The 11,440-nt window shown below is 71.5% G+C and carries 19 protein-coding genes; 6 read left to right on the forward strand and 13 right to left on the reverse strand.

Annotation, left to right across the window (positions count from 1 at the left end; genetic code table 11):
• Nucleotides 1-26: 26 nt before the first annotated feature.
• The 6 genes from moaC to moaA form a co-directional block, all read right to left on the reverse strand.
• On the reverse strand, nucleotides 27-494 hold the full coding sequence (moaC, locus tag WG212_RS09345) for a cyclic pyranopterin monophosphate synthase MoaC (protein ID WP_337186820.1): 468 nt from the start codon (nucleotides 492-494) through the stop codon (nucleotides 27-29).
• Nucleotides 491-1,054, reverse strand: coding sequence for a molybdenum cofactor biosynthesis protein B (gene moaB, locus WG212_RS09350; RefSeq protein WP_337186821.1), 564 nt, complete (start codon nucleotides 1,052-1,054; stop codon nucleotides 491-493). The genes moaC and moaB overlap by 4 nt, the downstream gene beginning before the upstream one ends.
• A gap of 107 nt (nucleotides 1,055-1,161) precedes the next feature.
• A complete protein-coding gene (locus WG212_RS09355; protein WP_337186822.1) occupies nucleotides 1,162-1,590 on the reverse strand; it encodes a hypothetical protein in 429 nt (142 codons plus the stop codon).
• Between the two features lies 1 nt (nucleotide 1,591).
• The gene (locus WG212_RS09360; RefSeq protein WP_337186823.1) at nucleotides 1,592-2,038 is read right to left on the reverse strand and encodes a molybdenum cofactor biosynthesis protein MoaE; all 447 of its coding nucleotides are present in this window, start codon (nucleotides 2,036-2,038) and stop codon (nucleotides 1,592-1,594) included.
• 7 nt (nucleotides 2,039-2,045) lie between these two features.
• Nucleotides 2,046-2,285 carry a MoaD/ThiS family protein gene (locus tag WG212_RS09365; protein ID WP_337186824.1) on the reverse strand — a complete coding sequence of 80 codons (240 nt, stop codon included), beginning with the start codon at nucleotides 2,283-2,285 and terminating at the stop codon, nucleotides 2,046-2,048.
• A gap of 3 nt (nucleotides 2,286-2,288) precedes the next feature.
• Nucleotides 2,289-3,368, reverse strand: a complete 1,080-nt coding sequence (gene moaA, locus WG212_RS09370) for a GTP 3',8-cyclase MoaA (RefSeq protein ID WP_337186825.1) — start codon at nucleotides 3,366-3,368, stop codon at nucleotides 2,289-2,291.
• A gap of 32 nt (nucleotides 3,369-3,400) precedes the next feature.
• Between moaA and WG212_RS09375 the strand changes: the two genes are divergently transcribed.
• On the forward strand, nucleotides 3,401-4,030 hold the full coding sequence (locus WG212_RS09375; RefSeq protein ID WP_337186826.1) for an NTP transferase domain-containing protein: 630 nt from the start codon (nucleotides 3,401-3,403) through the stop codon (nucleotides 4,028-4,030).
• On the opposite strand, the gene WG212_RS09380 is transcribed toward WG212_RS09375, so the two are convergent.
• Complete coding sequence (locus tag WG212_RS09380) at nucleotides 4,020-4,193, reverse strand: hypothetical protein (RefSeq protein ID WP_337186827.1); 174 nt, start codon at nucleotides 4,191-4,193, stop codon at nucleotides 4,020-4,022. The two genes, WG212_RS09375 and WG212_RS09380, sit on opposite strands and share 11 nt — an antisense overlap.
• A 134-nt stretch (nucleotides 4,194-4,327) precedes the next feature.
• Here WG212_RS09380 and WG212_RS09385 point away from each other — a divergent pair, with 134 nt between their 5' ends.
• Nucleotides 4,328-4,828, forward strand: coding sequence for a hypothetical protein (locus tag WG212_RS09385; RefSeq protein WP_337186828.1), 501 nt, complete (start codon nucleotides 4,328-4,330; stop codon nucleotides 4,826-4,828).
• 80 nt (nucleotides 4,829-4,908) lie between these two features.
• Here the strand turns inward: WG212_RS09385 and WG212_RS09390 are convergent, their stop codons facing one another.
• The 4 genes from WG212_RS09390 to WG212_RS09405 form a co-directional block, all read right to left on the reverse strand.
• Nucleotides 4,909-5,259, reverse strand: a complete 351-nt coding sequence (locus tag WG212_RS09390; protein ID WP_337186829.1) for a hypothetical protein — start codon at nucleotides 5,257-5,259, stop codon at nucleotides 4,909-4,911.
• 158 nt (nucleotides 5,260-5,417) lie between these two features.
• Complete coding sequence (locus tag WG212_RS09395; RefSeq protein ID WP_337186830.1) at nucleotides 5,418-6,068, reverse strand: hypothetical protein; 651 nt, start codon at nucleotides 6,066-6,068, stop codon at nucleotides 5,418-5,420.
• On the reverse strand, nucleotides 6,065-6,898 hold the full coding sequence (locus WG212_RS09400) for an enoyl-CoA hydratase-related protein (RefSeq protein ID WP_337186831.1): 834 nt from the start codon (nucleotides 6,896-6,898) through the stop codon (nucleotides 6,065-6,067). Before WG212_RS09400 ends, WG212_RS09395 begins: the two co-directional genes overlap by 4 nt.
• 90 nt (nucleotides 6,899-6,988) lie before the next feature.
• Entirely contained in the window at nucleotides 6,989-7,303 is a 315-nt protein-coding gene (locus tag WG212_RS09405; RefSeq protein WP_337186832.1) for a hypothetical protein, read from the reverse strand.
• Nucleotides 7,304-7,574: 271 nt separating this feature from the next.
• Between WG212_RS09405 and WG212_RS09410 the strand changes: the two genes are divergently transcribed.
• From WG212_RS09410 to WG212_RS09420, 3 genes are all read left to right on the forward strand, one after another.
• Nucleotides 7,575-8,897: an MFS transporter gene (locus WG212_RS09410; RefSeq protein WP_337186833.1), complete on the forward strand. Its 1,323-nt coding sequence runs from the start codon at nucleotides 7,575-7,577 to the stop codon at nucleotides 8,895-8,897.
• Between the two features lie 76 nt (nucleotides 8,898-8,973).
• Complete coding sequence (locus WG212_RS09415) at nucleotides 8,974-9,315, forward strand: glycine zipper 2TM domain-containing protein (protein WP_337186834.1); 342 nt, start codon at nucleotides 8,974-8,976, stop codon at nucleotides 9,313-9,315.
• A gap of 91 nt (nucleotides 9,316-9,406) precedes the next feature.
• Nucleotides 9,407-9,667, forward strand: coding sequence for a hypothetical protein (locus WG212_RS09420; protein ID WP_337186835.1), 261 nt, complete (start codon nucleotides 9,407-9,409; stop codon nucleotides 9,665-9,667).
• A 31-nt stretch (nucleotides 9,668-9,698) separates the two neighbouring features.
• On the opposite strand, the gene WG212_RS09425 is transcribed toward WG212_RS09420, so the two are convergent.
• Entirely contained in the window at nucleotides 9,699-10,337 is a 639-nt protein-coding gene (locus WG212_RS09425) for a LysE family translocator (protein WP_337186836.1), read from the reverse strand.
• Nucleotides 10,334-10,720 (reverse strand): phosphoribosyl-AMP cyclohydrolase, encoded by a 387-nt coding sequence (hisI, locus tag WG212_RS09430; RefSeq protein WP_337186837.1) that lies wholly within the window; start codon nucleotides 10,718-10,720, stop codon nucleotides 10,334-10,336. The genes WG212_RS09425 and hisI overlap by 4 nt, the downstream gene beginning before the upstream one ends.
• A gap of 152 nt (nucleotides 10,721-10,872) precedes the next feature.
• Between hisI and WG212_RS09435 the strand changes: the two genes are divergently transcribed.
• Complete coding sequence (locus WG212_RS09435) at nucleotides 10,873-11,424, forward strand: PadR family transcriptional regulator (RefSeq protein WP_337186838.1); 552 nt, start codon at nucleotides 10,873-10,875, stop codon at nucleotides 11,422-11,424.
• Nucleotides 11,425-11,440 lie beyond the last annotated feature (16 nt).

Genomic DNA, 11,440 nt, shown 5'->3' on the forward strand with positions numbered 1-11,440 from the left:
CGGAAGCCCCAACGTCGAGGTCGCCGTCAACGCGCCCAGTCGCCCGACTTGCCGCCGGTCTTCGAGACCAGCCGCACGGCCTCGATGACCATGCCCTTTTCCGCCGCCTTCAGCATGTCGTAGAGCGTCAGGCACGCGACCGAACAGGCCGTGAGCGCCTCCATCTCGACGCCGGTCCGCCCGGTGGTCTTCACGCGCGCCGTCACCGACAATCCGCCCTCGGCCGCCTCGACCCGCACCTCGGCCTTCGCGATGGGCAGGGGATGGCACATGGGGATCAGGTCGGCCGTCCGCTTGGCCGCCATGACGCCGGCGATCTCGGCCACGGCGCGGACATCGCCCTTCTTCCCCTCGCCCGAAAGCGCCAGCGCCAGGGTCCCGGGCGACATGCGCAGGAAACCCTCGGCCACGGCCTCGCGCGTGGTGACCGCCTTGTCCGAGACATCGACCATGCGTGCGCGGCCGGTCTCGTCGATGTGGGTGAGCCGGCTCACGACTCCATCAGCCGGGGCATCAGCTCGACCATGTTGCAGGGGCCGTGGCGGCTGTCGAGCTGGGCCGAGATCACCTTGTCCCACCCGTCCTTCACCGCGCCGTTCGAGCCGGGGAGGCAGAAGACGAAGCAACCCTTCACGATCCCCGCCAGCGCCCGCGACTGGAGCGTCGAGAGGCCCACCGACTGGTAGCTGACCAGATGGAAGATCACCGAAAAGCCGTCGATCTCCTTGTCGAACAGCGGCCGCACGGCCTCGGGGGTCACGTCACGGCCGGTGATGCCCGTGCCGCCGGTGGTGACGATGGCCTCCACGCCTTCGTCCACCCACGTCAGGACCCGGGCGCGGATCTCCGCGACGTCGTCCTTCACGATGCCGCGTGCAACCAGCTCGTGGCCGGCGCCCGCGACCCGGCTGGCCAGCAGGTCGCCGGAAGTGTCGCTCTCCTCGTCACGGGTGTCCGAGATGGTCAGGACGGCGACCCGGACGGGCTTCAGCGTCCTGGCGGTGTCGATCTTCCCGCCGGGGGCGAAGGCCGAGGGGGTGCTGGGGGCGTTCATGGCTTTGGTGCTCCTCCGATCCCTCATAACCCAGCGGCGCGGGGTGTCGCCACAGGGTGTCGTGGCGGGCGCGGTGATGGTGACGAGACCTTTTGCAGGATCGGAAGCTATTCGACCCGGGAAATTCGTCGGCTGAAGGGCGGCAGCCGGAGTCTTTGCGCCTCGGCTTCGAATTCGGATCGGGTCAGCGGGCCGACGACGTCACCCACGCCTACCGGCGGGTCTCCACGATGTCGCGTGACGTAGAAGTACTCGGTGACCGACCGATCGATCCCGCCGTATCCCGCAGGATATCCTGCGGGATGCCGGGCCATGACGAGGTAGCGATCGTCCGCGCCGGCGGCGAAGACGGTGGGACCGGGCAACCCGTCCCCGGAGCAATTCCCTCCGGTCAGGCTGCGACAGACCATGGCCTGCTCAAGCACATCCACCGCTACCAGCCTGTAGGCTTCATCGATCTTCTGGTCGTAGACGAAGCCGCATCCCCCGAGACAGGCCGACGCGACCAGGACCATCAGGAGCGTGCGCCGCCGCATCTCAGCCGCCCCACCGCTCGCGATCGGCGTGGTCCTGGGCCGTCGGTTCGATCCAGCGCTCGCCGGAGGGGCCGTGCTCCTTCTTCCAGAACGGCGCGCGGGACTTCAGGTAGTCCATCAGGAAGTCGCAGGCCTCGAAGGCGGCGCGGCGATGGCCCGCGGCGGTGGCCACGAAGACGATGGGTTCGCCCGGCGCGATCCGGCCCACCCGGTGGAGGATGGCAAGGTCGTGAAGGCCGAAGCGTTCGCAGGCCTGGTCGGCGATCCGGCCGATCTGCGCTTCGGTGAAGCCGGGGTAGGCTTCCAGTTCCAGAACCGTCGTGGCGCCGGCCTCCGCGCGGGCGAGGCCGGTGAAGGTGGCGACCGCGCCGGTCTCGATGCGGCCGCGGACGAAGTCCGAAAGCAGGACGCCGGGGTCGAAGGGCGCGTCGGTGAGGCGGATGCTCATCGGCGGCTCACCCCCCGCTCATCGGCGGCAGGAAGGCCACCTCGCTGGCGTCGGCCAGGGCGGCGTCGCCGCGCACGATCGCCTGGTCCACCGCCACCTGGACGCCCTTGCCGGCCAGCGCCTCGCCCAGCGCAGCGTCCTCCTGGCCGATGACGGCGCACAACGCGGACACGGACGCCGCTTCGATTCGCCGCTCGCGCCAGCCGGCGAGGTCTCTGAGGGGGCCGAACAGCAGGACGCGGGCCATGCCTCAGCCGCCCGTGGTGGACATGTGCCGGGCGACGGCGGGCGCGCGCCGGGCGATCTCGAAGTCGTGGCCCTTCGGCTTGGCGTCGATCCCCCCGCGGATGGCCGCGATCAGCTCGGCGTCGCCGCCGCCGGCCCTGAGCACCGCGCGCAGGTCGGTGGCGTCCTCCTGCCCCAGGCAGGTGTGCAGCGTCCCGGTGCACGTCAGGCGCACGCGGTTGCAGGTCTCGCAGAAATTGTGGCTGAGCGGCGTGATGAGGCCGAGGCGCCCGCCGGTTTCGGCGATGCGCACGTACCGCGCCGGCCCGCCGGTGGAGAGCGGGATGTCCTCCAGGGTCCAGAAGCTCTCCAGCCCGGCGCGGACGGTTGTCAGCGAAAGGTACTGGTCTGTGCGGTCGGCCTCGACCTCGCCCATCGGCATGGTCTCGATCAGGGTCATGTCGCAGCCGCGGCCGTGGGCCCAGGCGATCAGGTCGGGAAGCTCGGCCGCGTTGTCGTCCTTCAGCGCCACGGTGTTGATCTTGACCGCCAGGCCGGCCGCCTGAGCCGCCTCGATCCCGGCCAGCACCTTGGGAAGCTGGCCGCCGCGCGTCAGTGTCCGGAACAGGTCCGGCTTCAGGGTGTCGAGCGAGACGTTGATCCGCCGCACGCCGGCCGCCGCCAGTTCGCCCGCGAACTCGGCCAGCCGCGTGCCGTTGGTGGTGAGGGTGAGTTCGTCCAGCGCGCCGGTGCGCAGGTGTCGCGCGAGGTTGCGGACCAGGTCCATCATGCCCTTGCGGACCAGGGGCTCGCCGCCCGTCAGCCGCAGCTTGCGCGTTCCCAGGGACACGAACGCCGAGGCGATCCGGTCCAGTTCCTCCAGGGTCAGCACCTCGGCCTTCGGCAGGAAGGTCATGTGCTCGGCCATGCAGTAGACGCAACGCAGGTCGCAACGGTCGGTGACCGACAGCCGCAGATAGGTCACCGTGCGGCCGAAGCCGTCGGCCAGAGGCCCGTGGTTGCGTCGCGGCTGCGTGGCGCCGGCAGGAGATCCGGCGTCCGGCCGCACGCTGGCGGGCGCGGTGATGTCGTCGTAGGGCGTCATCCGGCTCGGAACATAGGAGGGAACGGCGCGCCGTGACAGAGGCGGTGAGCATCACGGGGACGGGCGGGCAGGCGCGGTTCGCGGCCGTCGTGCTGGCGGCGGGCGCGGGACGGCGGTTCGGCGGGGGCAAGCTGCTGGCCGCCTTCGAGGGCCGCCCCCTTCTGCATGGCGCGCTCGCCGCGGCGCGGGCGGCGCCCGTCAGCGAGGTCGTGGTGGTGACGGGCGCCGGCCGCGCGGCCGTCGAGGCCTGCGTCCGGGCGTTCGATCCGGCGATGCGCCTCGTCCACGCCGCCGACCACGCCGAGGGTATGGCGGCGTCGCTGCGCGCCGGCGTGGCGGCGCTGGGCTCCGAGGTGGAGGGGGTCTTCGTCTTCTTGGGCGACATGCCCCGCGCGCCGGTCGCGGTGCTGGAGGCGCTCGCGCGCGCCGTGGCCGCTGGCGCGCCCGCCGCGGCGCCCGAATTCGGCGGCCGGCGGGGCAACCCCGTCGTGCTCGGCCGCGGGTTGTTCGGAGCGGTCGCTGGCCTGACCGGCGACGCCGGGGCCCGTGCGATCCTGGGGGGGCTGGGAGACCGGCTGGCGCGAATACCTGCGCCCGACGACGGGGTGCTGTTCGATGTGGATCGGCCTGAGGATCTGGCTGAAGGCCTGACTAGACCCTGATGTCCAGCCGTGCGGCGCCCGCGGACGGCGAGATCCGCACCTGGTCCGCCAGGTTCAGGGTCTTCGCGGCGGCGGCGAGCGTCTGCGCCGCCTGAACCGTCACGGGCAGGGCGAGGGCCGTCCAGAGCCCCTGACCGGAATTTCTCAGCTGTACGCTGACCATAGCGCTGCCTCGATATTCTAAGTGCGACAATAGGGCGCAAGGGCTTAACCGGCGGTTAACTGTTGTCTCCCCAAGGTTGTGTCTTGTCTCGCTTTTTGCGTGTGTCGGGGTTGCGGGCGAGAGCTCGCCGGGCGATGCTCAGCGCGATGCTGGGGCCGCGCCGACACCTGACCTGCCTGGCCATCGGGCTTGCGCTCGCCGCCGTCGGCGCCCCTGCGGCGGCGCGGGACTATGTGGTGGTCGCTTCGTCGTCATCCGCGATCTCCCGCGGCCAGGGCTTCGAGGCCGGGGCCCGGGTGGCGCTCGCGCCGGGCGACACCCTGACCCTGATGCACGCGTCGGGTGATCTGGTCCGCTTCAAGGGCGCGCCCGGCGGTGTGGTGCTGCCCCGCCGCGCCGCCAGCCAGGGCGAGGCGGACCGACTGGCGATCCTCAAGGTGATCGTCGCCCCCGCGGCGAAGGAGACCGTGGGCGGCATGCGCGTCGCGCGTACGCGCTCGGGCGTCTGTCCCGAGCCGGCGGTGATCCGGACACTGGACGCGATCGTCCAGGCCCACCAGGGCGGCTGCCGCAGCCAGGCGGCCCAGGCGCTGGACGCCTGGATCGAGGCCCGCTCCCCGGCCGGAGACCTTTGACGGACCAGGCCCCGCTCCAGCTAAGCTGCTGGAAAAATTATCTTATAGCTCAGTCGAACCCTTCCTTCGCCCAAGCCTTCTTAGTGGCGCGGATCGTTGAACGCTTCGCGCCAAAGCCAAGGAAGGATCGTGTGATGGGCAACCAGAACAACATCGACCAGAACGACCAGACCCGCCGCCCGCAGCAGCAGGACAATCCGGGCCAGCAGCAGCAGCCCAACCAGCAGCAGCAGCAGACGGATCGTGAGCGCCAGAACCGCGATCAGGACAATCGGAATCCGGGCTCCCAGCAGGGCCAACAAGGCCAGCAAGACCAGGAAGGTCGCAACCCGCAGGCCGGGCGCTGAATTCGCCGTCGGCCTTGCCGGGCTCCCGTCCGGCGAGGCCGACGCTCGAATAGGATCAGAAACGAAAGCGGCCCCGGCGGCCATCTAAGGCGCCAGGGCCGCAACCCGTCGGCCGGCAGGGCAGGGGGAGATGCCCGCGGCCAGCGATCAGCCCCCATGTGGGGGCGCATTCACGACAATCAAGCCCGCCCAATCAAGCCAGCCCGCCGGTCAAGCCAGCCCTCCGGTGAAGCTGGAGCCCGTCAGCGGAGCCCCGCCAGCGCAACCGCTGCAGCGGCCTCCTCGAGGCGGGGGCGTTCCTGGCTCCAGACCGCGTCGGCGGCGGCGTGGCGCGCCTCCAGCGCTGCGATATTCCGGGTGAGCGTGAGCTGTTCCGCGGTCAGGGCCGCGCAGCCTTCATAGGCGGCCAGTCCGGAGGCGGCGGCGCATTGCGACGACGCGGCCTCGAGAGCGGCGGTCCGGGCCGAGGCGGCGGCGGCCAGGGCGGCATGCGCCGTGGCGAGAGCGGAGCGGGCCGCCTCGGCGTTGCGGCGGGCCGCGGCGATCCGTGGCTCGGCGTTCCCACCCTCCCGGGCCGCGCCCTGGGCGGCGGCGCTTGCCTGCCTGATCCTCTGTTCCTCGCGCGCGATGGCGGCCAGATCCGCCACCGTGCTGGCGTTGAAGGCCTGGGCCTCAGCCAGGGCGGCGTCGATGGCTTCTGCGCCTGCCGGCTTCGCGGGGGGTGTCGCCGCGAGGTCGGGCGTGGTCGGCGCCGCCACCGCGGCGGCGGGCGGCGGGGTGGATTCGGGCGCGGCCTTTTCGCCGGAGCAGGCCGTCAGCGCCCAGAGTGCGCCCAGGCAGACCGCCAGCAGACGGGCGGTGGAATCCGGTGCGCGACGCGACGGGCGCCTCATCGGCCGGAGAACTTCGGCGGCCGCTTCTCCATGAAGGCCTTCATCCCTTCCAGCGCGTCCTCGGTGCGCAGCAGGGGCAGAAGCTGGAGGAAGACGTGATGCACGTGCTCGTCGAAGCCTTCCGACAGACCCATCCGCATCAACCGCTTCGAGGCCTGGACGGCCAGGGGCGCGTTGGCCGCGATCTCGAGCGCCACGGCGCGCGCGGCGGCCCCCACCTCGGCGTCCGGGACGGCCCGGGAGGCCAGACCCATCTCCACGCACTCGGCCGCGGTCAGGGTCCGCCCCGTGAAGATGATCTCCGCCGCCCTGGACCAGCCGATCAGCCGGGGGAGCAACCAGGTGCCGCCGCTCTCGGGCACGATCCCCCGCTTGGTGAAGGCCGCCGCCAGCTTGGCGCCCTGGGCCATGATGCGGATGTCGCAGCCCAGGGCCGTGTCCATCCCATATCCCGCGGCCGACCCGTTGAGGGCGCAGATCGTGGGCGTGCCCAGGTTGAACAGCACCGTCGGCGGCGTGGACCGCAGGTCGATGTCGGTCGAGGTCGAGGCGCCCTCCAGCCCCGTGCTTCCCTGGGTGGCGCGGCTGAGATCGAGGCCGGCGCAGAACGCGCGGCCTGTGCCGGTCAGGATGATGCAGCGGACGTCGGGATCGCGATCGGCCTTCAGCAGGAGTTGCGCGAGCTGGCGCAGCATCGGCCCGGAGATGGTGTTCATCCGCTCGGGCCGGTTCAGGGTGATCGTCGCGACGTGCTCGCTGACATCGTAGAGCACCTCGTCGTCGGCCGACGAGTCGGCCTGTGGAGCGAGGACGGCGGCGCTGTCGGCCATGGCGGAGTCTCCCTGAGGGCGCGCATTCTGGAGCTTTTGCCCCAAGCTAAGACCCTGCCGCGGCGCAAGGGAACCGGATTCTGCGGGACGTCAGCCCAGCGCCACCTTCATGCGGCGCACCTTCACCGAGGCGGCGATGGCGTCGGCGCGGGCCTGATCGCCGGGGACGACCTCGCTCCAGACCTGGACGTTCCTGGGCCACTTGTCGTCGGTCTCGATGAGCCGGCTTCGGGGTATGGTCGGATCGGGCGCGTCGCCGGCGTAGATGCCGGCATAGACCCGTCCGTCGCATGCGACATAGAACGTCGCGTAGGTCGTTTGCTGCGCGCCGTCCTGCAGGACGCATCCCTCCGGCAGGTCGATGCGGAACGCGGCCCGCGCGCTCGAGACTTCCAGAAGGGGCATCGCTTGGCCCGCCGAGCCCCAGAGACACGCCATGGCCGCTGTGACGGCCCACGCCTTCATCCTTTTCACGTCGCCTCCCAAGGCCCTGTGACGCTTTCACCTTTGACGGTGTTCCGTCTTGCGGTCGGCGCGCGGTTGGCCCGCGTCGCAGCCGTTGGGTCATTCCAGACTCATCGCGCCCGGCTTCGCAACCCCTCTCACCCGTTCTGATCGCCGCACCCCCTCGACGCCGCCATTTCAGGCAGGCAGGCTGGGGCGAAGGGGGACGCCGGTGGTCACGAGCAGGGACGAGGCGGCGCAGGCCGTCCGGGCGGATGCGCCCATCATCGGGGAGGCCGCCATCGGGGCGCCTGGCGCGGACACCCGGTTTCCAGCGTACCTGTTCGCCCACGGCGCGTGGTTCCTGGCCTTCGGCCTGCAGATGGTGCTGTTTCCCTACCTGGTGCGGGTGGTGCTCCAGGAGAACGAGATCCGCTTCGGCCTGGCGCAGATGTCGCTCCAGGCGCCGACGACACTCCTCATCCTCCTCGGGGGTTTCCTCGCCGACCGCGCGGACACGCGGCGCATCGTCGTCGTCTGCGCCCTGGCGGCCGTGGTCACCTTCGCCGCCCTGGGCGGCCTGGTGGCCGGCGGGCGGCTCACCTATGGCCTGGTGATCGCCTACGCGCTGGTCGTCGGCGCGATCAGCGCCTTCTCCAATCCTGCGCGGGACTCCCTGCTCAGCCAGGTCGCGCCCGACCCCGGCAACGTGCAGAAGGCCGTGGCGGCCGCGTCGCTGGCGCAGTTCGCGGCCCAGATTCTCGGCATGGTGGCGGCGATGGTGGCGCCCCTGGTGGGCGTCGCCGCCTTGCTCTTCGGGCAGGCGGGCATGATGGCCGCGGCCTCCCTGGCGGCGCTGAAGATCCGGCCCCGGCCGATGGCGGCGCGACCAGCCGGCGTCGGACATCCGCTGGCGGTCGTCGGCGGGGATATCCGCGAAGGCTTCGCCGCCGTGGTCGCCTCGCCCGTCATCGGGCCCGTGATGCTGTGCAGCGTGGGCATGGGCGTCTGCTTCATGGGGGCCTTCGCCGTGCTGCTGCCGCTGATTGTCCAGAGCTATTTCCCCGTCGAGGCCGGTGGGCGCGCCAATGCCGCCATCGCCACCGCGCTCGGAGCCTTCAGCCTCTGTTTCTGGCTGGGCAGCATGGTCTCGGCCATGGTGATCATGCGCCGGCCTCCCCGGCGAAAGGGCCGGGCCTACCTCCTGGCCCTGGCGAGCGGGGGGCTGGTGCTGCTGGTCTGCGTGATCCCCATGCCGCTGTGGCTGCTCTGCGCGGCCAACCTCGTCTGGGGCCTGGGCGGGGGCGTGGCCATGACGCTGAGCCGCGGTCTCATCCAGGAACACGCGCCGGCCGACCGCCGCGCCCGGGTGCTGTCGATCTTCACTCTGGGGGTCATGGGCGGCGGACCGCTGGGCGCGGTGGCCTATGGCGTCCTGGCCCACCAGATCGGGCCCCGCCTGTCGCTGCTGGTCCCGTCGCTGCTGATGCTGGTGATCGTCGGAACCGTGGCGAGGCGTTCGCGGCTGCGCGTCCTCGGCCAGTCGGCGGCCTGATCGGGCGGCGGGCGGCCGGAACGCCCGCGGCGGCTGCGGCGTTCCCCAGGCTGCACTACGGGAAGCGGAGGACGTCATGCGCTACATCCCCCTCTGGGCCGGAGCCCTCGCCATCGGCGCGGCGCTCGGCGGCTGCGCCAGCACAGGCGGCGGATCCCGCTGGGCCGACGCCTGCCAGCGCGACTACGAACGCAACCGCGCGGCGGCCACGGCGGCCGGCGCCGTCATCGGGGGCGCCGCAGGCGCGGCCGTGGCCCGGGACGACGCCGTGGGCGCGGCTGTGGGCGCCGTCGCCGGCGGGGTGATCGCCAACCAGATGGCGCGCCGGGACGATCCGTGCGGCTATGGCTTCAGCGGCTATCCCCATAACGGCCGGTACGGCCGGTGGGACGAGCGTCAGGGGTACTGGCGTCGCTGACCGGTTCGCCGGCATGGGCTTGGAGAGGCCCGCATCCCCGGTCTAGGCTGTGGCCAAAGGCGGAACGGCCGAAGACTGGGGAGGACTATCCATGCTGGCAGGTCTGTTGCTGGCGGCGGCTCTGATGGCCGAGCCGGCGGTGAGCGCCGAGGCGAAGGCCGGCGGGACCGCTGCGGCGGCCAAGCCGGAAGAGCCGAAGAAGGTCTGCGTGCTCCAGGCCCAGACCGGCTCGCATTTCAAGAAGCGCATCTGCGCCACGGCCGAGGAGTGGGAGGAGCGCCGGCGTCGCGACGCCGAGGAAATCGCGAAGATGGGCGATCGCCAGGGCTTCTGCCGCAGCGACAACTGCTGATGCGGCTCGGGGGGCGCGCTCAGGGGTGCGTTCAGGGGCGGCCCAGGGCGAGCCGCAGGCCGAAGGCCAGGAACACCCCGCCGGTCAGCCGGTCCAGCCAGCTCACCACGGCCGGGCGGCGCAGCATGCGCGACAGCGGTCGGGTGGCGGCGATCAGGAGGGCGAACCAGGCCAGCCCCATGAGGCCGTGAAGGCCGGCGAGCAGGAAGACGAACGGGCCGGCTGGCGCGCCTTGCGGCAGGAATTGGGGGAGGAACGAGACGTAGAAGACGCCGACCTTCGGGTTCAGAAGATTGGTAAGGAGACCGCGCCGAAAGCAGGTGAGGAGGCCGCTCCCGGGAGTCGTCGCCGCGGCCGCGGCCGCCTCCGTCTCGAACGCGCGCCTCGGACGGAGGAGCAGGCCCAGCCCCAGCCAGACCAGATAGGCCGCGCCGGCCCATTTCAGCGCCGTGAAGGCCAATGCCGAGGCCGCAAGCAGCACGCCCAGCCCCAGGGCCGCGGCGGCGCCCCAGGCGAGGCAGCCCACGACCACGCCCAGTCCGGCCAGCGCCGCGCGCCTGGCGCCCTCGACGGTCGCCGTCCGCAGGACCAGGGCCGTGTCCAGCCCCGGCGTCAGGGTGAGCAGGGCGGCAGCGGCGGCGAACGCCAGCAGCGCCTGGGCGACGGTCATTCCCGCACCAGCCGGCCGCCCTCCACGACACGGTAGAAGCAGGATCGCGCGCCGGTGTGGCAGGCGCCGCCGTCGCCCTGGGGCCGCACCTTGATCCACACGGCGTCCTGGTCGCAGTCGATACGGACCTCGTCCACCACCTGAACCTGGCCGCTGGTGGCGCCCTTGCGCCAGAGTTCCCCGCGCGAGCGGCTGTAGTAGTGGGCCTCGCCCGTCCGGATCGTCGCCTCCAGCGCCTCGGCGTTCATCCAGGCCAGCATCAGGACCTCGCCCGTGTCGGCATGGGTGGCCACGGCCGCGATCAGGCCGGCGGCGTCGAAACGCGGGGCCAGCACCTCGCCGCGCTCCAGGGCGTCCTTGGACGGGACGGTCGGGAAACTCATGGGATGCGTCCTCGTAGGGCAGACGCGCCCCTCTAGCACCTATTCCGCGGCGCGGCCCGTCAAACGCGCCCAATTTCGACTGTATCGAATTTGCTTGCGCGCCGATACGATTCCGATATATCTGAAAATAAGACATATCGAAAGGATATCGAATGCACAGACACAAGCTCTTTCACGACCATCTCATCCGCCACGGCCGTCACGGCTGGGGCGGGCGCGGCGAGCGGCATGGCGAGCGGCGCGGACGCTTCGGGCGCTTCTTCGGCCACGGCGACCTGCGCACCGTCATCCTGGCGCTGCTGGAGGCCCAGCCGCGGCACGGATACGAGCTGATCAAGGAACTGGAGGACCGCACCGGCGGCGCCTATCGTCCTTCGCCGGGGGTGATCTATCCGACACTGGCGCTGCTGGAGGACGAGGGCCGCGTCCGCCAGGCTGGCGGCGAGACCGGCCGCAAGCTGTACGAGATCAGCGACGAAGGCCGCGCCGAGCTGGACCGGGACCGGACCGTCGTGGAGGCCCTCTTCGCGCGCATGGAGGACGCCGGCCGCCACGCCGGGCCGGGCCGCCCGCGGGTCGAACGCGCCCTGGCCAATCTCCAGATGGCGCTGAAGACCCGCATGGCTCGCCCGGTGTCGGCCGAGGAGCTGGACCGCATCGTCGGCATGATCGACGACACCGCCTCGTCGATCGAGCGGACCTGACCCGGCAGGCGCATAC

Source organism: Phenylobacterium sp., from assembly GCF_037189685.1.
Lineage (GTDB): Bacteria > Pseudomonadota > Alphaproteobacteria > Caulobacterales > Caulobacteraceae > Phenylobacterium.